Genomic DNA, 19142 nt, shown 5'->3' on the forward strand with positions numbered 1-19142 from the left:
GTACCTGCCGGGCGAACTCTTTTCATGGCACCCCGGGCCCGCCCCTGGATTGCTCCCCGCCGGCGAACCATTCTCAACACCGGACATCGTTATAGTCTTTTGAATCCATCCATTCATTCCATTCATTTTCCCCTCATTTCCCTCCAGGATATTGCACATTTGGGGAAACAGGTTGAAGCTTACCCGCCCGGTCCATTTTTCTCCCGCACTTTTTTCTCCACGGCGGACAGCACTTCGCCCGGTGTGCAGCGCAACTGGTAGGCTTCCACAAACAGTTTTTCCACCGCTTCGTCCAACCGGTGCAGGCGTTCCCGCTTGGTCAGAGTGGATGCGGGTGCGGCCACGAAAGTACCCCGGCCGCGCAGGGTATAGACCACTCCTTCATGCTCCAGTTCCTGATAGGCCCGGGAGATGGTGTTCGGATTGATGGACAACTGCAGGGCCAATTCCCGCACCGGAGGCAACTGCTCTCCCGGCGCCAGCAGGCCGCTGGCCGCGGCCCGGCGGATCTGCTCCATCACCTGCACGTAAATAGGCACGCCCCGTCCCGGCTCGACGCGAAACCACACATCCACACCCCCTCTGTATTTATGTCCTGGTGTATTAATAGTATAATACACATCGACATACAGGATGTCAAGAGGAAAATCCACCGGCAAACATAGCAACGCTTTGCGCCGGCAGTAAGACAACCGCAATATTGTTTCCGTTTGAAATCCAGATTGCCTTGACCGGTTATGCATTATGCCCTACCCCTGGAACACGAAAGGAACAATTTTTATTGTCTCAGTAAATTTTTCCCTCCAAAAGGATAAGCAACAGTATCCGGCGAACGTTATGAAGAACGTTTTCGTACGAAAACCCTGTGAATAGGAGACTGGTTATGGCTCAAGTAAATACCGGGCTGCATACGGACATGGAAAAACAAACCGGCGCGGCGGGAGGTGAGCCACAAAGTAATGTCGTAATCCATGAGGCCGCCAGGTCTTCGTTGGATGTCCGTACACTGACTGCTCTCGGGGTGTGCATATTTTTCTGGGCTTCGGCCTTTGCCGGGATCCGTGCCGGTTTAACGTCTTATTCTCCGGGACATCTGGCCCTGTTGCGTTTTCTGGTGGCTTCGTTGGTGCTGGTAGGCTATGCGGCGCTGACCCGCATGCGCCTGCCTGAAAAGCAGGATCTGCCAGCTATATTTTTGTTGGGCTTTGTGGGGATCAGTGTTTACCATGTAGCTCTTTCTTATGGCGAGGTCACTGTGAGCGCGGGAGCGGCCAGCCTGTTGATTGCCGCCGGGCCGGTTTTTACCGCCCTTTTGGCGGTGGTTTTTTTGGGCGAGCGGCTCAAGTTTTGGGGTTGGGCGGGAATTGCCGTAAGCTTTGGCGGGGTGGCCCTGATCACCCTGGGAGAAGATAAGGGGATGCAGTTCAACCCGGACGCCTTGCTGGTCCTGCTGGCGGCTTTGAGTACCAGCCTGTATTTCGTTTTCCAGAAGCCTTACCTGAAAAAATACAGCGCCCTGCAGTTGACCGCCTACACCATCTGGGCAGGGACGCTCTTTATGCTGGTCTACCTGCCCGGTCTGGCCGGGCAGGTACATACCGCTTTGCCCGCGGCCACTTCAGCCGTGGTCTACCTGGGGGTTTTCCCTGCTGCACTGGCCTACGTGCTTTGGGCCTACGCCTTGAGCCGGGCGCCGGCTTCTATCGTTTCCAGCTTTTTGTTCGTCTCACCTGTGCTGGCCATCTTTATTGCCCTGGTTTGGCTGGGAGAAGTGCCCACCATGCCCACCCTGGGGGGCGGGGCCATAACCATCCTGGGAGTTTTACTGGTAAACAGGTGGGGCCGGTAAAGTATCTATTTGTCAAATCTTTCTTGACGGTCCTGAAAGTGAAGCCGCGACATGGCCGTACGGAAATGTTCACTGCCTTAAGTGGCATAATGTCCCCTGCGCGGCGAGATAGTTGGTTGCAGTTGTTTCTTTTTTGTATTGTCAAGTGTATCATAGGCGTTTATTATATCCGAACAGAGGCTTTCAGCCATATCCCTGCTGAATGTTTCTCTGATTACCACCCGCATGACTGTTAAATCACTGGCATTATTGGGGAGGTTATAAGCGGGAAGCATCCACCCTCTTTCCCGGAGTTTCCGGGCAAGCTGGAAAGGGGTAAAATCCTTAGCCTCTTTGAATTTGAATGTTACTATCGGGAGTTCAAGATTGCTGAGCAGCTCAAACCTACCAGACTCGACCAACCTGTTTGATAAATACTTTGCATTTTCCAAACAATTATTAATGATTCGCCGGTAACCCGAATGACCAAGACGTAACAGGTTGTAGTACTGAGCCAATATCATATCCGAACTGCGCGAAAAATTTAAAGTAAACGTCGGCATAGTATCCCCGAGATAATTCACGTAAAATATCAAATCACCGGGTAAATCACTTTTATCCTTAAAAATCAGCCACCCCAGGCCGGGATAAACAAGACCGAATTTATGTCCGGACACGTTGATTGATCTTACATGTGACAATCGAAAATCCCATTCCAGTTCCGGATTTACGAAGGGAAGTACAAAGCCGGCACTGGCGGCATCAACATGAATAGGAATATACCAACCTTTTTCCTGCGCAACCTGAACAAGTAAATCATTAATCTCTTTTACGGGTTCACAGGCCCCTGTAAATGTGGTTCCCATAATGACACCAACGCAAATGGTATTTTCATCGATTCTCTGTCTCACAGATTCCGCATCAATAAAAAACCGGTTTTTTTCTATAGGGATTATTCGCGGTTCGACTTCAAAATACTTGGCGAATTTATCCCAGCATACATGTGCGTCTGCACCGAATATAATATTGGGAGTGCTTAAGCTTTTGTCTTCCTTGATGCGCCTTTTTTTCCACGTCCATTTATGCGCCAACAACCCCAAATGGATGGCCTCGGAAGAACCGATGGTGGCGGTTCCGCAAAATTCGGCCTGTTCCGGCGCGTTAAACAGATGGCCGAGCATGTTTACAATTCTCTGGTGAATCTCGGTTGTTTGTGGGTACTCAAAACGATCGACGAAATTTTTACCGAGATTCTCCAGAATAAGCTTTTCAACTTCCGGTTCCATCCACGTGGTGGTAAAGCTGCCTAAATCAAAAGCGGCATTGCCATCAAGATTTAATTCATCACGCACCAGCTGATAAGTTGCATTTGCGGGCATTCCATCATCCGGTATTTTATATTTTGGTATGCCTTCTGTGAAATACCTTAAACTATAGGTAGGCGAAAGAATTTCTTCCGTATTGCTGATATCCGCATCCAGTTTCACCCTTGATGAGATCATCCCGCCATTCCCCTCTTTATTGAAACTTCTTTCCGGCCTTATTATATCCCGGGCGGATGAGGAATAATGATAACTTTATTAATACCTCCTCCCTCCGCGGAGTAATGTAACACCTGGTCAAATAAAAAACAGGCCCTCCGGCAGGCGGCCTGTTTATTCAGCGATCAACTATACCGCTGCGGTTGAATAACCGGCAAACACGTTGTTTTGAAGAATGCCCGCGGCGGGTTGCGGAAAGGGTCCCCAGAGCACCTTGCTCAAAAAGTCCCTGGTCCGCGGGTGGACGGGACGCTCAAATATTTGCTCCGGGGTTCCTGTTTCGATAATCTGCCCCTCATCCATAAAGAGCACCCGGTCGGCCACTTCGCGGGCGAAGCCCATTTCGTGAGTGACCACGATCATGGTCATTCCTTCTTTGGCCAGTTGTTTCATCACTGCCAGCACCTCCCCGACCAGTTCCGGGTCCAGGGCGGATGTAGGCTCGTCGAAAAGCATCACCCGCGGGTGCATGGCCAGGGAACGGGCGATGGCCACCCGCTGCTGCTGACCGCCGGAGAGGTGACAGGGGTAAGCGTCCACTTTATCAGCCAGTCCCACCTTTGCCAAAAGCAGTTTGGCTTCCGCCACCGCTTCCTCCCGGCGCATCCTTTTCACCATCACCGGCGCCTCGATGACATTGCCCAATACGGTCATATGGGGAAAAAGATTGAAGTGCTGAAAGACCATGCCCATGTCCCGGCGCAATAGATTCAAATCATCCTGCGCCGGATTGACCGCCCGGCCGTCAAATTCTATGCGCCCTTTTTCCGGATGCTCCAAGAAATTCAGGCAGCGCAGCAGTGTGCTTTTACCCGAACCGCTGGCCCCGATCAATACCACAACTTCTTTTTCCCGCACTGCCAGGTTGACGTCCTTCAAAACCTGCATTTTTCCAAACCATTTATTTAAACCATGCACTTTAATCATGACTTGTTTTCCCCCTTGACTTACTGTATTTTTTCAACCTGCAGCCGCCTTTCCAGCCAGTTGACCAGCAGGGTGAACATAAGCACCAGGGCCAGATAATACAGTCCGGCAATGGAATAAAACTGCAAATCCGCAAAGTGGTTGGAAGCCAACTGCATGGCAACCCCAAACAGTTCCGGCACGGTGACAAAAGCAGCCATGGACGAATCCTTCAATCCGATAATGAACTGGTTGCCCAGCGGGGGAATGATCCGTTTAAAAGCCTGCGGCAGGATGATGCGCCGCATGGTCAGTTTATAGTTCATGCCCAGGGAACGGGCCGCCTCCGCTTGCCCGCGGTCGATGGACTGGATACCGGCGCGAAAAATTTCGGCTATATAGGCTCCGTTATGGATGGCCAGGGCAATGGCGGCGGACCAGAAACTGCCGAAATCCACAACCGAGGCCAACCCGAAGTAAATGACAAAAAGTTGCACAATGAGCGGCGTGCCGCGAATGACGGTGATATAGATATCGGCGATATAGCGCAACGGTTTGCGCCCGGATATTTTCATCAGAGCGAAGATCAGTCCGATCACCGTACCCATGGCCAGTGCCGCAGCAGTCAGTTCCAGCGTCAACAAAGCCGCCTGCAGAAAAAAGTGTATTGAACCGGTGAAATAATGAATAAAACGCATTTTTGCCTTCCTCCCGTCCGGGGTGCGCCCGGCGGCGCACCCCGCCGGAATGATGTCATTTAGGGTTTGCTGATATCGGTGTTAAAGTATTTTTCACTGATCTGGCGATAATTACCGTCGGCCTTGATTTCCGCCAGTGCCTTGTTCACTTTTTCCCGCAGCGGATCTCCCTTGCGGAAGGCTATACCAACCCTTTCCACAAAAATCAGACCGCCTACCGGCTTAATATCCAGTTTCTGTTCCCCGGCCGCCATCCGGCCCACAAACCGGTCGGTGATCACTGCGTCCACCCGGCCGTGGGACAAATCCTGCAGCGCGGTGATGTCACTGGTATAATTCTTGACATTATTTGAATATTGCCGGGCTTCCTTGTCATAAACACTGGAGATAAGCACGCCTACCGGCGTGTTTTTTTTGATATCCTTGATGCTCTTGATCGAAGAATCCTTGCGTACAAACAGCTCCGGGCCGGAAATATAATACGGATCGGAGAAGGCCACTTCCTTTTCCCGTTCCGGGGTGATGGTCATACTGCCCAGAATGGCATCAAATTTTTTGGCCTTTAAAGCACTGATCAGACCTTCCCAGGGCATGGCCCTGGGTTCCGGCTTCATGCCCATTTTTTCGGCCAGCGCTTTGCCGATTTCCACGTCAAAGCCGGTCAACTGCTTGTTGCTGTCATAATAGTTGAAGGGCCGGTACTGTCCGGACATGGCATAAGTAAATGTGTCTTGGGCGGCCGTGTTGGCAGCCTTGCCGGTAACGGAACCACACCCGGCCACCAGCGCCGCCACCAGGAAAATACCTGAAATTAAAAGGAGCCACTTTCTTTTACCCACTTAACCCCCTCCTTAATTTTTAACTGAATGATTAAATACTTCCTTACCTCCGGCATGTTCCTGCAGATAAGTTACCCTCACTGACAGTCTTGATTAACAATCATTTTAAACTATTAACCCTTTCCAGACAACCTAAAATCGAGTTAAAGTTGCCTGTTTAACCGTGTAAAATTTTATAATGCGGCGCTGGACACATTTTCCGCCGCCGGCCGCACCCAGATGTTCATGTCCTCAAAATCGCCGGCGATATGGCAGTTGTTAATCAATGTACCGCCGAACCGGTAACCCAGGCGGTGAAAGACCAGATTCATCCCGAACGATGAGGCGCGGGCCAGACTGTACAGACAGCCGATTCGTGCGTCCAGGCACGCCCTTTCGATTTGTCGCAGCAGCAGCGTACTCAGCCCCATGCCCCGGAAAGCGGGATCAGTGGCGCAATTGGTCAGTTCAGCCCGTTGCCGGCAGGAATCAATCTCGGCGGCCGCCACACTGACCAACCGCCGCCCATGGTAAAAGACCATGAACAAATCGCCCTTGTTCATCGCACCGGCCAGGTAGCCCGGATCGTAAACCGGGGCCGGATAGGTGGCAAATACGCGCCGGAAAACAGCGGCCATGGCTGGAATATCCCGGCTGCCGGCCCGGCGCAGAGTAAAACCGGGGGGTGACTTGACCGGCCGGAAACTTTTGCGGCCGCGGATTTCGGCCAGCATTTTGCGCTGACGGCTCAAAGCCGGGGAGTAACTCCGCTCCGCGCGGGGGAAGGCGGCCAGGAAATGCCCGTCGTCATACTGGAAATAACCGTCAATTGTTCCTTCCAGTTTAAATCCGTCCCCCTGCAAGCGGTTTAAATCTTCCGGCCTGACGGGCAGGATAATTTTACCCAGTCCTTCGCTTATCGCCAGCTGTTTTAAAAAATCGCGCAGTGCCGCCGGGTCACCGGCTTCATAACCGGTTACCCAGAGGCGTTCGCTGGTCCGGTCCAGACAGGCGGACACCCGGAATCCGGGCGCCCGGTGCTTTAACTGTTTATCCATGCGCCGGCGCCTCCTTTCCCCCGGCATAAGACACACTCCCGTCACCGGTGCTGATCTTAACCGTTTTGCCGCGCAGCAGTCCGGCCACCCCGCCGCCGGCGGCTATGAGGCCGTCCTCATGAGGACCGGGCTCGGTGTAAAGATAAAGGTTCCCTTCGAAATTGCGTAAAACAATTTTCCCCCGTCCCCAGGACAAAACATAATTGGGACCGAGGGGGATCTTCCCGCCGCCACCCGGGGCGTCAATGACAAAATTGGGTACGGCCAGGCCGCTGGTGTGGCCGCGCAGGTTTTCAATGATTTCGATGCCCGTGCTCACCGGCGTGCGGAAATGTCCGATCCCTTCGGACAGATCGCATTGATACAGGTAATACGGACGCACCCTGATTTTTAACAACTGTTGCACCAGTTTTTTCATCACTTCCGGCCGGTCGTTGATCCCCCGCAAGAGCACCGACTGGTTGCCCAGGGGAATACCGGCCCCGGCCAGACGGGCGCAGGCCTCTTTTGCCTGCGGCGTGATTTCCCGCGGATGATTGAAATGGGTATTGATGAACAGGGGGTGATATTTTTCCAGCATGGCGCAAAGCTCCGGTGTAATCCGCTGGGGCAGAACAACCGGAGTCCGGGTGCCGATGCGAATAATTTCCACATGTTCAATGGCACGCAGTTTACGTAAAATATATTCCAACTGCTGATCAGTCAAGGTCAGGGGATCACCCCCGGAAATGAGCACATCACGTACCGCCGGGTTGCCCTTGATATAAGCAATGGCCCGGTCCACCCGGCTTTTGGGCATAGCGCCGTCCCGCTGCCCGGCCAACCGCCGGCGGGTGCAGTGCCGGCAATACATGGAGCAGCAGCCGGTGACCAGGAAAAGCACCCGGTCCGGATAGCGATGGGTCAGCCCCGGGACGGGAGAGTCGCCCTCCTCATCTAGCGGATCCCGCATATCCCCCCGTGTCCGCCGCAGTTCCTCCGGACGGGGCACAGCCTGCATCCTTACCGGACAATTGACGTCATCAGGATCAATCAAGCAGGCATAATATGGTGTAATTGCCATGCGGAATCTTTTCAGACAGGCTTCAATGCCCTCTTTTTCCCTGCCGGTAAGACCAATTATCCGGGACAGTTCCTCCACGCCGGTAATGCGGTGGCTCAACTGCCAGCGCCAGTCGTTCCACTCCTGCTCCGTAACCGGCCATAATTTACGCAGTTCCGTTCTCATAACATCCCTCCTCGAAATACCATGTCAATTCATAACAGTCAACTTAATAATAATAATTAAGTTGTCTCTCCAGACAACTTATTATATCACCAGGGGTTGCTAATAGCAAATAGCAATTTATTTCCATAACGCCTTAAAAAACGGAATTTTTTCATTTTTAACCGCCCAGCCTGGTTAAAACATATTTTTCTTTCATTTTCACGCCGGCAAAAAACCCGGCTTGCCAATAAGGCAACCGGGTTGGCTGTTTGTTATGCTCAAAAAACGGGGTCCAACCGGTTATATATTCCGGCCGGACCCGTCGCTTCCGGATCAATCCAGAAAACAGCTGTTACCGATGAATTCCCGGATGATTGAGTTTGCCGGCACATCATCGGCGTTGATGGAAACAAAGTAGCTCAAAAATTCACGCAACCGGCGTGCTTCCGAGTGTTCGGGAAAACCGGGCGCAATTTCCGCCAGCAAAGGGTCGGCCACTTCCTTTAAGACGGCCAGTTCGTAAACCAGTGCCGAATTGAACATCACATCGGCGCTTTCCTGGAAGGGGAAAATGTTCCTCTCCTCCCCCCGCCGCACCGACGGCCACATTTTAATGGTATCGCGGGCCGAATGGGCGCGGCACCGGTAGTCCCGCACAATACGGCGGATGATGCGCAGGTCGGTGGTCGGTATGCGGTTGTGGACGTCAAGGTTGAGCTGGGTTAAAGCGCTGATGTAAATTTTGAATTTACGGCCCAGGGGAATGGAACTGGTCAACTTGTCATTCAACCCGTGAATGCCCTCCACTACAATCAGGTCGGTTTCCTGCAATTTGAGCAACTCACCGCGGAATTCCCGCCGGCCGGTTTTGAAATTGAAATAAGGCTGCTCGATCTCTTCGCCCTGGATCAGCTTAATCAGGTGATCGTTGAACAGAACCCGGTCAATGGCGTCCAGGCTTTCAAAATCGTAATGCCCCTTCTCGTCAAGGGGGGTTTTATCCCGGTCCACAAAGTAGTTGTCCAGGGAGATGGGCACCGGATGAATGCCGTTCACCCGCAGTTGTGTGGCCAGGCGCTGGGCGAAGGTGGTCTTGCCGGAAGAAGACGGGCCGGCAATGAGTACGATGCGGATACGATCGATATTGGCCGCAATCAAATCGGCAATCTGGCTGATCTTTTTCTCGTGGAAAGCTTCCGCCACCCGGATTAACTCCGGCGCCCCCCTGCTTTGCAACACCTTGTTCAAGGAGATCACACTGCGCACATCCAGCACCTTGCCCCATTTGTCCGCCTCGAAATAAACGTTGGCCAGCTTGCCCTGCTCCACGTATTCCGGAATCACATCCGGATTGTCTTCCCGGGGCAATTCCAGGATAAATCCGGGCAAGTAAAAGCGCAGGCGGAATGTCTTCAGCAACCCGGCATCGGGCACCATCGGCCCATAGGAATAATCGTGAAACCAGCCGCAGGTGTAGATGTCCACCTCATGGGAATGACGGTATTTCAATAAATCGATCTTTTCCGCCTGGCCCGAGGCCATGAGCAATTTAATCACTTCGTCCTTATGCAGGCGACGCCGGACAATGGGTTCGGAGGCGGCAATGATTTCCCGCATGCGCTCTTCAATCTGGCGAATATCCTGTTCCCGCAACGCCCGGCCGAGCTTGATCACGCCGTAAATGCCGTTGCCCAGGGAATGTTTCACCGAGACCGCGGAGCCGGGGAAAACTTCACTGGCGGCGCGCACCAGCAACATGATCAGGCTGCGCACGTAAATACGCCGGCCGTCTTCACTGCCGTAATCCACAAACTCAAGCCGGCAGTCGCTTTCCAGCTTAAAGCGCAGGTCCTTTAAAGCATTGTTTACTTTAACGCCCAGGGCGGGTAATTTCCGCTGCCGGTCATATGACAAGACGTTTAAAGCCGGTGTTCCCCCGGGCAACAATATTTTCCCCACACCGGCCAGGTCTACAGCTATGCTGTCGGGAATGTTTTTTTCCAGTGCGGCTGTTTCCATGCTGCAATCCCTCCGGTAAAAAGATGTACCATATATTATATTCTTCGGGATTGATCGTTGATTCCCTGCCTGTTTTGCGAACAGTGCCGGGTGAATATCCTTTCCCAATCAAAAATATCTGTCTAAGTGTCCAAACAGTCTGTACAACAGATTGCACACAGAAAGCTTTTCGCACCGCCGTTTTCAGACCATACCCGGCCCGGTGTCCTGGTATGTTTTTTGCACCTTCATTAGCCAGATGAACAGTCACGTATCCGCATGCCGTCCGGGGCCGGGACGCGGTGGAATATTCCCGGCGTCCGCCCGGTTCGTTCATGCTCCGGCCCGTAATGAAATACGTTCACCGCACCGGTTTCTTCATCCGGCGGTCCGCTTGTTTCATTATTAGAGCTGCATGCACAACCTGATACAGGAGGCCTTGCTCATGCGCATCCAGCAACACCCCGTGCTTGAATTCCAGCGCGGGGAAAAAGTTAAGTTCACCTTTGACGGCAAAGAGTACGAGGGCTTCGCCAACGAAACCATCGCCGCCGCCCTGACCGCCGCCGGCGTGCGGGTAATGCGGGAAAGCCCCGTGCTGCACCGGCCGCGCGGTCTTTTCTGTGCCATCGGGAACTGTTCTTCCTGCCTGATGACGGTAAACGGCGAGCCCAACGTGCGTATTTGCGTGGAAAAGCTGCGTCCGGGCATGGTGGTGGAGAGCCAGAAAGGAAAGGGAGTTCTTTATGCCGCAGAACATTAGGTTTGTGGAAATCGCCGTGGCGGGCGGCGGCCCGGCTGGCCTGTGCGCGGCGTTGGAAGCGGCCGCGGCCGGCGCCCGGGTGGTGCTCATCGACCGCAACGAAAAGCCGGGCGGGCAACTGGTCAAGCAGACCCACCGCTTCTTTGGTTCCCGCGCCCATCACGCTTCCGAGCGGGGCGTCAATATCGCCCGGGAAATTGCCGGCGCCGCCGCCGCCCATCCGAATATCGAGGTAATGTCCGCGGCCACCGTTTTCGGCTTCTATGAAGACGGCGTACTGGGCGTGGAACAGGCCGGCCGGATTTTTTACCTGAAACCATCCCGGGTCATCGTGGCCACCGGGGCGGCGGAAAAAAGCCTGGCCTTCCCCAACAACGACCTGCCCGGCATCTACGGCGCCGGTGCGGTGCAGACGATGGTCAACGTCTACGGCGTCTTGCCCTGCCGGCGGGTGCTCATGGTCGGCGCCGGCAATATCGGCGTGATCGTCAGCTATCAGCTGCTCCAGGCCGGGGTGGCGGTGGCGGCCATTGTGGAAGCCGCCCCGCGCATCGGCGCCTACTGGGTGCATGCGGCCAAAGTGCGCCGGGCGGGAGTGCCCATCTATACCGGTCATACCGTCAAGCGCGCTTACGGCGAACGGGAACTGGCCGGCGCAATAATCTGGCAACTGGACGAAAACGGACAACCGGTGCCGGGTACGGAAAAGGATTTCGCCGTGGACACCATCTGCCTGTCCGTGGGCCTGTCCCCGCTGGTCGAACTGCTGGCCCAGGCCGGCTGCCGCCTGGTTTATGCGCCCCAGTTGGGCGGCCATGTGCCCGTGCGCAACGCTGAACTGGAAACAAGCATGCCGGGCGTGTACGTGGCCGGGGACGCGGCCGGGGTGGAAGAGGCCTCGGCGGCCATGGTGGAGGGCGCGCTGGCCGGCCTGCATGCCGCCCGTGGCCTGGGCTATGTACAGCCCGATTTTGAAAGCAGGCGCGCCGCTTTGCAACAACAGCTCCATTCCCTGCGTTCCGGCCCGGCGGGTGAAAAAATCCGTGCCGGACTGGCGCAAGTGCTGGCCGGCTGATTGGCGGAGGTGATCAAAATGCTGGCAACAGACGGAATTCCCACGGCGGCGGACCTGGCCGCCAAAATGCCTTCCCCGGAGCGGCTGGCCAAAGGGCCGGTGGTGATGGCCGAGTGTTTTCAACGCATCCCCTGCGATCCCTGCATGCATACCTGCAAACAGGGGGCCATCCTGCCCTTTCAAGATATCAACGACACCCCGGTGGTGAACCACGACCGGTGCAACGGCTGCGGCCTGTGTATCGCCCGCTGCCCCGGCCTGGCCCTGTTCGTGCTGGACTATACCTACAGCGATACGGAAGCGCTGGTGAAAATACCTTATGAGTTTCTTCCCCTGCCCGCGCCGGGACAGACGGTGGCCGGCGTGAACCGGTCCGGAGAGGCGGTCTGCACGGCCCGGGTGGTCAAAGTAACCGCCGGGGAAAAAATGGATCACACGGCCGTGATCTGGCTGGCCGTACCTAGGACAATGGCCATGGAAGTGCGCCACTGCCGGATACCCGAAAGAGGTGAGTCAATTGGCTGATCAAATCATTATCTGCCGGTGCGAGGACGTGACCAAAGAGGAGATTCAAAAGTTGATTGCTGACGGGGCGCACACCCTGGATGAAATCAAACGGTTGACACGCTGCGGTATGGGCCCCTGCCAGGGGCGCACCTGCCAGCCGCTGATCGCCCGGGAGGTGGCCGCGGCCACCGGGCAAAAAATGGCGGAAATAAAGCTGCCCACTTTCCGTCCGCCGGTAATTCCCTTGAAATTGGGCGCGCTGGCCGGAGGAGGGGAAAAGGATGCTTAATTTTGACGTGCTCATCATCGGCGGCGGGGTCACCGGCTGCTCCATCGCCTACCATCTGGCCAAATCCGGCTGCACCAGAGTGGCCCTGCTGGAAAAGGGCTATCTCACCTCCGGGGCCACCGGCCGCTGCGGCGCCGGATTTCGTCAGCAGTGGGGCACCAGGACCAACTGCCTTTTAGCCAAGCATGCCGTGGCCAAACTGGAACAGCTGGCCGAAGAACTGGACTACCCGGGCGGGGTGGAAATCAAACAGGAAGGCTATTTAATCCTGGCCTACACGCCCAAGATGGAAGCCCAGTTCAAGAAAAACCTGGCCCTGCAAAAAAGCCTGGGCATCGGCGCCCGCTGGGTCACTCCCCGGGAAGCGCGGGAAATCGTCCCCTTCTTGAATACCGGCGGGCTGCTGGGAGCCACCTTTTACGAAAAGGACGGCCACGCCAATCCGTTCAAGGTGACGGACGCCTATGCCAGGGCGGCGCGGCGTTTGGGGGTCGAGATTCACACCTATACACCGGTGCAGGACATCCGTCTGGATGGCGGCATTAAAACCGTAGTCACCCCGGCGGGCGATTTCCGGGCGCCGGTGCTGGTCGATGCGGCCGGCGGGCATGCGGCCGGCATCGGGCGCCTGGTTGGCCTGGATCTGCCCGTGCAGGCGGAAAGGCACCAGATTCTGGTCACCGAACCGGTGGAGCCCGCGCTCGGACCGATGGTGATGTGCTTCTACCACAACATCTACTGCCAGCAGTCCCCCCACGGCAGCTTCATCATGGGCCTGGGGGACCCCAATGAACCGCGGGGCTACAATACCGGATCCAGTTGGCAGTTTCTGATGCAGATGGCCGAAAAAGCCGTACGCCTTTTGCCGGTGCTCAAAAACGCCCGCGTGGTCCGGCAGTGGGCCGGCGTTTACGACATGAGCCCGGATCGCCAGCCGGTGCTCGGTGAAGTACCGGAATTGCCCGGTTTTTATGTGGCCGCCGGTTTCTCCGGGCACGGCTTCATGATCGCGCCGATGACCGGCCAGTTGATGGCCGAATGCATTCTGGGCAAGCCTACCAGCCTGCCCATCGACATGTTCAGCCTGTCCCGCTTCTCCACCGGCGAACTGTTCATCGAGCCATCGGTAGTTTAAACAACGGCCATGTTTTTTTAAACGCAACCGCTGGAAGAAAAAGGCCGGTGACCGTGTTTTTTAACGGAGCGTGGAAACCCGCTTCTCTGGTACGGCCGCCGCCTTCAAGAGCAATCATTTCCATAATCCCAAGGAAAGGAGCTGTGTACCATGTTTATCCCTTTCGTCAATGAGCCGTTGACCGACTTCACCCGGGAGGAAAACCGGCGGCGGATGAACGCCGCCCTGGCCGCGGTACGTGAGCGCACGGGCCGTACCTACCCCCTGCTCATCGGCGGCGAGGAAATCCATACAGGAGAAAAAATTGTTTCGTACAACCCTTCACAGCACGACGAAGTGATCGGACAGGTCTCCCGGGCGGACCGGGCGCTGGCCGAAAAAGCGCTGCAAACGGCCGCCCAAACCTTCACGAGCTGGCGGCTGGTGCCGCCGGAAGCCCGGGCGCGCTATCTGTTCAAGGCGGCGGCGATCATGCGCCGGCGCAAATTCGAGCTGTCCGCCTGGATGGTGCTGGAAGCCGGCAAGCCCTGGGCGGAGGCCGATGCGGACACCGCCGAGGCCATTGATTTCCTGGAATTCTACGGCCGCGAAATGATCCGTCTGGGCGCCCCCCAACCGGTCACCGCCTACCCGGGTGAAGAAAACACCCTGGAGTACATCCCCCTGGGCGTGGGTGTGGTCATCCCCCCCTGGAACTTCCCTCTGGCCATTTTGACCGGCACAGCCGTGGGACCGGTGGTGGCCGGAAACACAGTGATCCTGAAGCCGTCCAGCAACACGCCGGTGATTGCGGCCATGTTCATGGAAGTGATGCGGGAAGCGGGCCTGCCGGACGGGGTGATCAATTACCTGCCCGGCAACAGCGCCGACATCGGCGACTTCCTGACCGGTCACCCGCTGGTGCACTTCATCAACTTCACCGGCTCAAAAGATACCGGCCTGCACATCAACCGCCTGGCGGCGCAGACCGCCCCCGGCCAGCGCTGGATCAAACGGGTGGCCGCCGAAATGGGCGGCAAGGATGCGATCATCATCGACGCGGACTGCGACCTGGATGAAGCGGTGGCCGGCGCGGTCACTTCCGCCTACGGTTTTTCCGGCCAGAAGTGCTCGGCCTGCTCCCGGCTGATTGTAACCGGGGAGGCTTATGCACCGGTGCTGACAAAACTGGTGGAAAGGGTGAAACAGCTCAAAGTGGGACCGGCGGAGGAGTGGGGCACCAGTGTGGGACCGGTGATCGACGCCGCCTCATACAAAAAAATTACCGGTTATATTGAGACCGGCCGTCGGGAGGGGGAAGTGCTCACCGGCGGCACGGGCGACGACAGCCGGGGCTATTTCGTACAGCCCACGGTGATTGCCGGCGTCTCCCCCGCCGCGCGCATCGCGCAAGAGGAAATTTTCGGCCCGGTGCTGGCCGTAATCCAGGCCAAAGACTTCGACGAAGCAATCGCCATCGCCAACAACACCGACTACGGACTCACCGGGGGCGTTTACTCCCGCAACCGTAACCATCTGGAACAGGCCCGGCGTGAATTCCATGTCGGCAATCTGTATTTGAACCGCAAGTGCACCGGCGCCCTGGTCGGCGTGCAGCCCTTCGGCGGCTTCAACCTTTCGGGCACCAACTCCAAGGCCGGCGGCCGCGACTATCTGAAGCTGTTCATGCAGGCCAAATCGATTGCCGAACGGTTTTAAAAAATATCACAAGCGGGCGTGATCAGATGTCCAGACTGGCACAGGTCAAGACAGACTGCCAGCGGGTGGCCGGGGCCATTGCCGCCGCCCTGGGGGTCGAGGTCGAAGTGATCGACCTCGACCTGGTGCGGGTGGCCGGCACGGGCAAGGTGCGCAACGACGTTGGTTCCCGTCTGCAGCGCGGGCTGGTGAACAAACATGTACTGGAACACGGCCGGCCCATCTTCATCCAGGAAGCGGGATACCATGCCATCTGCCGGTCCTGTCCCTTGACCGGCAGTTGCTTTTACAAGTCCTGCATCGTCTATCCGGTGATGGCCGGGGAAACCATCGCCGGCACTATCAGCCTGATTGCCTTTAACGGGGAACAAAAATCCACCCTGTGCAGCCGCATTGATTCACTGATGGAATTCATCGGCCGCATGGCCGATTTGATCGGAAGCAAGGTGCAGGAGCAGGAGGCCATGACGGAAAAAATAATCATGGCCGGTCAGGTGAACGCGGTTATGAATGCGGTTGACGAAGGGGTAATCGCGGTGGACGGCAACGGCCTGGTCACCCACTTCAACCTTTCCGCCGAACGCATGTTTCACATCCCGAAAGATGAAATCCTGAACCGGCCGCTGGAGGAGCATTTAACCGGCCTGCCCCTGCTCAAGGCAATGCACGGCGTAAACGGTACGGCCGCCCGGGAATGCTTCGTCCACGCCCGGGGGCGGAAACTGCACCTGCTCGTGACAGTCAAACCGGTTCTGGACAGCAGCGGCCGGCCGGCCGGCGTGGTCGCTTCCGCCCGGGACTTCCGGGAAACCCAGAAGCTGGCCTATGAAATCATGTCCGCCCAGAAAGCGCTTACCCTGGCCGATATTGTCGGGGAAAGCCCGGCCATGCTGGAACTGAAAGCACGGGCGGCCAAAATCGCCGGCAGCGACTCCACCGTGCTGATCACCGGGGAAAGCGGCACGGGCAAGGAAATTTTCGCCCGGGCCATCCACGCCGCCAGCCCGCGGCATAACAAACCCTTTGTGGCCATCAACTGCGGGGCCATCCCGGAAACCCTGCTGGAAAGCGAGCTGTTCGGCTACGAGGAAGGGGCCTTTACCGGCGCCCGCCGGGGCGGCAAGCCGGGCAAGTTTGAACTGGCCAACCACGGCACCATCTTTTTGGATGAAATTGGCAACATGTCCCTGTACCTGCAGGCCAAGCTGCTGCGCGTGCTGCAAGAGCGGCAGATCGAGCGCGTCGGGGGCAGCCGGCTGATCCCGGTGGATATCCGGGTCATCGCCGCCACCAACGGCAATCTGTCGGAAATGATTGCCGGCGGGCATTTCCGGGACGATCTTTATTACCGGTTGAGCGTAATCCCCCTGACCATCCCGCCGTTGCGAGAGCGCCCCGGGGACACCGGTTTGTTGCTGGAACACTACCGCCGCCATTACAGCACGTTGCTGAACAAGGGAATCAAAGGCTTTGCCGCTCCGGCGCGGCGGGCCTGCCTTGATTACAGCTGGCCGGGCAATGTGCGCGAACTGATCAATGCCGTGGAATACGCCGTCAACCTGGAAGAAGGCGAATTCATCGCACCGGCCAGCCTGCCCGTCCACATCCGGGAAGCCGGCCGCCGGCCGGCGGAAATTGCGCACAATCAAAACCGGTGGCAGACCATTGAGCAAATGGAAAAGGAAGCCATCGCCCAGGCGCTGGAACAGTTCGGCTGGACGGAACAGGGCAAGTCGGAGGCCGCCCGCGTGCTGGGCATCAGCCGGGCCACCATTTACCGCAAGATTTCCCGGTACAATTTGACTCCCCGCCAGACGCGGGGCACGATTATGATCAGATGAAGAAAAAAGCCGGATAAAGCAAAAAACACCGCAAAATTGCCTGGACGGTTCTGTCAGTGCGGACGTTTTTTGCATATATCCGGTCCCCCCAAAAGCGCCTTGCTATTAAGTCCGTCCCGGTGACGGCAAAGCGGCGGGAAATGGCAGGGGAGTGCGGGCTAACCCCGCTGCCAGCGTTTTTTACCTTTCATCAGACCGAGGCGGTTCATTTTGTAGTATAAAGTGCTGCGCGGCACACCGAGCAGCCGGGCGGTCATAGTCCGGTTGCCGCCCGCTTCCTGCAGCGCCTTTAAAATAACCTCCCGTTCCGTCTGCTCGGCAGCTGCGGCCAGGTGGGGCTGGTTTTCTTCCCGCGGTTTGAAGTTTACCGCGTGCTCCTGCAAATACTTGGGCAGATCCTTTTCCGTGATCATGTGACCTTCCGCCAGCACCACCATGCGCTCCACCGTATTTTTCAACTCCCGCACGTTACCCGGCCAGGCGTAGGAAATCAGGGCGGCAATCACCCCCGGTTCCACTTTGCTGATTTCCTTGCCGTAAAGCTGGCAGTAGCCCTGCAGGAAGTGATAGATCAGCTCTGGAATATCCGCCCGCCGCTCCCGCAGGGGCGGCATTTCGATATTGATCACATTCAACCGGTAATAGAGATCCTCCCGGAATTCGCCGGAGGCCACCATCTCCTCCAGTTGCCGGTTGGTGGCGGAAAGCACCCGGATGTCTACGCTTACCGGACGGGAGCCGCCCACCCGGTAAAAGACGCGTTCCTGCAACACCCGCAGCAGCTTCACCTGCAGGTTGGGCGGCAGTTCACCAATCTCATCCAGAAAAATGGTCCCTTCGCTGGCCATCTCCAGCAGGCCCGGCTTGCCCTTCAGTCCCGCCCCGGTAAAAGCGCCGTGTTCATAACCAAAGATTTCACTTTCAAACAAATCGGCCGGGATAGCTCCGCAGTTGACCACCACAAACGGCTTGCCCGCCCGGTCGCTGGCCTCGTGAATGGCCCGGGCCAGGATTTCCTTGCCCGTACCGCTTTCACCCCGGATCAACACTGTGGCGTCGGTGGGGGCGGCACGGCGGGCCAGATCAACCACGTCTTTCAAGCGGCTGTGGTGCCCGTACATCTTGCTGAAGGGATCCACATTCTTGAGTTCGTTCTTTTGAATGGCCTCCTTGAGCGCTTTGACCTGGTAGCTGGCCCGGGACAGGGCGCGGTTGAGCTGAATGACCTCGGTGACATCCTTCTCCGCCGATATGCCGCCGATAATGCGGCCGCCCCGGCGGATGGGCACGGCGTTGATCAGCACGTGGGTGTCCTGGCAGGGCTGGTGGTATTCGGCATAGACCTCGCAATCCTCCCGGCTCACCCGGGTAACCACCAGGTTGGTGAAAAAATTGTGAATGCTTTTGCCGATTATATCCGTCGGTTTGATGCCGTAAAGCAACTCCGCCTTGCGGTTCCATCCGATCACCGTATCCTCGTGATCGATCGCGCAAATCACATCGTCGGTGGCGCCCAGTACGCTGGAAAGCACAGCTTCGCTGTCCCGGATGAACTCGACCAGCTTTTCCACCACTTTTTCCAGCACCAGCACGCCGGTTACCCGGCCGTCGTCACCGGCAACCGCCACGTTGTGCTCGCGCAGAAATGGAATCAGGCCCAGGATGTGCTGATCCAGGATCTCCGCCCCCCGGCGTGCATATGTATTCAATTCCTCCCCCGGCGGCGGGGGGGCCAGAAAATCCCGCACCAGCAATTTTTTCTCCAGATACATAGGCATCT

The 19142-nt window shown here is 56.7% G+C and carries 17 protein-coding genes; 8 read left to right on the top strand and 9 right to left on the bottom strand.

The window, feature by feature from the left end:
- Positions 1 to 179 precede the first annotated feature (179 nt).
- Positions 180 to 569: a GntR family transcriptional regulator gene (locus tag A6M21_RS18150; RefSeq protein WP_161486108.1), complete on the bottom strand. Its 390-nt coding sequence runs from the start codon at positions 567 to 569 to the stop codon at positions 180 to 182.
- A 314-nt stretch (positions 570 to 883) separates the two neighbouring features.
- Here A6M21_RS18150 and A6M21_RS17160 point away from each other — a divergent pair, with 314 nt between their 5' ends.
- On the top strand, positions 884 to 1849 hold the full coding sequence (locus tag A6M21_RS17160) for a DMT family transporter (protein WP_201721923.1): 966 nt from the start codon (positions 884 to 886) through the stop codon (positions 1847 to 1849).
- A 77-nt stretch (positions 1850 to 1926) separates the two neighbouring features.
- On the opposite strand, the gene gad is transcribed toward A6M21_RS17160, so the two are convergent.
- The 7 genes from gad to A6M21_RS17195 form a co-directional block, all read right to left on the bottom strand.
- Complete coding sequence (gad, locus tag A6M21_RS17165; RefSeq protein WP_201721924.1) at positions 1927 to 3315, bottom strand: glutamate decarboxylase; 1389 nt, start codon at positions 3313 to 3315, stop codon at positions 1927 to 1929.
- Positions 3316 to 3498: 183 nt separating this feature from the next.
- The gene (locus tag A6M21_RS17170; protein WP_078060852.1) at positions 3499 to 4296 is read right to left on the bottom strand and encodes an amino acid ABC transporter ATP-binding protein; all 798 of its coding nucleotides are present in this window, start codon (positions 4294 to 4296) and stop codon (positions 3499 to 3501) included.
- 20 nt (positions 4297 to 4316) lie between these two features.
- The gene (locus A6M21_RS17175) at positions 4317 to 4973 is read right to left on the bottom strand and encodes an amino acid ABC transporter permease (RefSeq protein WP_066671747.1); all 657 of its coding nucleotides are present in this window, start codon (positions 4971 to 4973) and stop codon (positions 4317 to 4319) included.
- Between the two features lie 59 nt (positions 4974 to 5032).
- Positions 5033 to 5812: an ABC transporter substrate-binding protein gene (locus tag A6M21_RS17180; RefSeq protein ID WP_066671749.1), complete on the bottom strand. Its 780-nt coding sequence runs from the start codon at positions 5810 to 5812 to the stop codon at positions 5033 to 5035.
- A gap of 173 nt (positions 5813 to 5985) precedes the next feature.
- Positions 5986 to 6849: a putative beta-lysine N-acetyltransferase gene (gene ablB, locus A6M21_RS17185; protein ID WP_066671750.1), complete on the bottom strand. Its 864-nt coding sequence runs from the start codon at positions 6847 to 6849 to the stop codon at positions 5986 to 5988.
- On the bottom strand, positions 6842 to 8077 hold the full coding sequence (gene kamA / locus A6M21_RS17190; RefSeq protein WP_066671752.1) for a lysine 2,3-aminomutase: 1236 nt from the start codon (positions 8075 to 8077) through the stop codon (positions 6842 to 6844). The genes ablB and kamA overlap by 8 nt, the downstream gene beginning before the upstream one ends.
- A 312-nt stretch (positions 8078 to 8389) precedes the next feature.
- Complete coding sequence (locus A6M21_RS17195) at positions 8390 to 10075, bottom strand: nucleoside kinase (protein WP_078060853.1); 1686 nt, start codon at positions 10073 to 10075, stop codon at positions 8390 to 8392.
- Between the two features lie 424 nt (positions 10076 to 10499).
- Between A6M21_RS17195 and A6M21_RS17200 the strand changes: the two genes are divergently transcribed.
- From A6M21_RS17200 to A6M21_RS17230, 7 genes are all read left to right on the top strand, one after another.
- Positions 10500 to 10817 (top strand): (2Fe-2S)-binding protein, encoded by a 318-nt coding sequence (locus A6M21_RS17200; RefSeq protein WP_066671755.1) that lies wholly within the window; start codon positions 10500 to 10502, stop codon positions 10815 to 10817.
- Entirely contained in the window at positions 10801 to 11892 is a 1092-nt protein-coding gene (locus tag A6M21_RS17205; protein WP_066671757.1) for an NAD(P)/FAD-dependent oxidoreductase, read from the top strand. Before A6M21_RS17200 ends, A6M21_RS17205 begins: the two co-directional genes overlap by 17 nt.
- Positions 11893 to 11910: 18 nt before the next feature.
- Complete coding sequence (locus tag A6M21_RS17210; protein WP_066671818.1) at positions 11911 to 12417, top strand: 4Fe-4S dicluster domain-containing protein; 507 nt, start codon at positions 11911 to 11913, stop codon at positions 12415 to 12417.
- The gene (locus A6M21_RS17215; protein WP_066671759.1) at positions 12410 to 12688 is read left to right on the top strand and encodes a (2Fe-2S)-binding protein; all 279 of its coding nucleotides are present in this window, start codon (positions 12410 to 12412) and stop codon (positions 12686 to 12688) included. The genes A6M21_RS17210 and A6M21_RS17215 overlap by 8 nt, the downstream gene beginning before the upstream one ends.
- The gene (locus tag A6M21_RS17220; protein ID WP_066671761.1) at positions 12681 to 13823 is read left to right on the top strand and encodes an NAD(P)/FAD-dependent oxidoreductase; all 1143 of its coding nucleotides are present in this window, start codon (positions 12681 to 12683) and stop codon (positions 13821 to 13823) included. Before A6M21_RS17215 ends, A6M21_RS17220 begins: the two co-directional genes overlap by 8 nt.
- 150 nt (positions 13824 to 13973) lie before the next feature.
- Positions 13974 to 15521, top strand: a complete 1548-nt coding sequence (gene pruA, locus A6M21_RS17225; protein WP_066671763.1) for an L-glutamate gamma-semialdehyde dehydrogenase — start codon at positions 13974 to 13976, stop codon at positions 15519 to 15521.
- Positions 15522 to 15547: 26 nt separating this feature from the next.
- Positions 15548 to 17362 carry a sigma-54 interaction domain-containing protein gene (locus A6M21_RS17230; protein ID WP_066671765.1) on the top strand — a complete coding sequence of 605 codons (1815 nt, stop codon included), beginning with the start codon at positions 15548 to 15550 and terminating at the stop codon, positions 17360 to 17362.
- 158 nt (positions 17363 to 17520) lie between these two features.
- On the opposite strand, the gene A6M21_RS17235 is transcribed toward A6M21_RS17230, so the two are convergent.
- Complete coding sequence (locus A6M21_RS17235; RefSeq protein WP_066671773.1) at positions 17521 to 19134, bottom strand: sigma-54 interaction domain-containing protein; 1614 nt, start codon at positions 19132 to 19134, stop codon at positions 17521 to 17523.
- Positions 19135 to 19142: the final 8 nt, after the last annotated feature.

The organism is Desulfotomaculum copahuensis (assembly GCF_001655685.1).
GTDB lineage: Bacteria > Bacillota > Desulfotomaculia > Desulfotomaculales > Desulfovirgulaceae > Desulfotomaculum_G > Desulfotomaculum_G copahuensis.

What these genes read in the sequence shown, in the direction of transcription:
- A6M21_RS17160 (WP_201721923.1), top strand. Translation starts at nt 884, where the DNA reads ATGGCTCAAGTAAATACCGGGCTGCATACGGACATGGAAAAACAAACC.
- A6M21_RS17170 (WP_078060852.1), bottom strand. Translation starts at nt 4,296, where the DNA reads ATGATTAAAGTGCATGGTTTAAATAAATGGTTTGGAAAAATGCAGGTT.
- A6M21_RS17175 (WP_066671747.1), bottom strand. Translation starts at nt 4,973, where the DNA reads ATGCGTTTTATTCATTATTTCACCGGTTCAATACACTTTTTTCTGCAG.
- ablB (WP_066671750.1), bottom strand. Translation starts at nt 6,849, where the DNA reads ATGGATAAACAGTTAAAGCACCGGGCGCCCGGATTCCGGGTGTCCGCC.
- kamA (WP_066671752.1), bottom strand. Translation starts at nt 8,077, where the DNA reads ATGAGAACGGAACTGCGTAAATTATGGCCGGTTACGGAGCAGGAGTGG.
- A6M21_RS17195 (WP_078060853.1), bottom strand. Translation starts at nt 10,075, where the DNA reads ATGGAAACAGCCGCACTGGAAAAAAACATTCCCGACAGCATAGCTGTA.
- A6M21_RS17200 (WP_066671755.1), top strand. Translation starts at nt 10,500, where the DNA reads ATGCGCATCCAGCAACACCCCGTGCTTGAATTCCAGCGCGGGGAAAAA.
- A6M21_RS17205 (WP_066671757.1), top strand. Translation starts at nt 10,801, where the DNA reads ATGCCGCAGAACATTAGGTTTGTGGAAATCGCCGTGGCGGGCGGCGGC.
- A6M21_RS17210 (WP_066671818.1), top strand. Translation starts at nt 11,911, where the DNA reads ATGCTGGCAACAGACGGAATTCCCACGGCGGCGGACCTGGCCGCCAAA.
- A6M21_RS17220 (WP_066671761.1), top strand. Translation starts at nt 12,681, where the DNA reads ATGCTTAATTTTGACGTGCTCATCATCGGCGGCGGGGTCACCGGCTGC.
- pruA (WP_066671763.1), top strand. Translation starts at nt 13,974, where the DNA reads ATGTTTATCCCTTTCGTCAATGAGCCGTTGACCGACTTCACCCGGGAG.
- A6M21_RS17230 (WP_066671765.1), top strand. Translation starts at nt 15,548, where the DNA reads ATGTCCAGACTGGCACAGGTCAAGACAGACTGCCAGCGGGTGGCCGGG.
- A6M21_RS17235 (WP_066671773.1), bottom strand. Translation starts at nt 19,134, where the DNA reads ATGTATCTGGAGAAAAAATTGCTGGTGCGGGATTTTCTGGCCCCCCCG.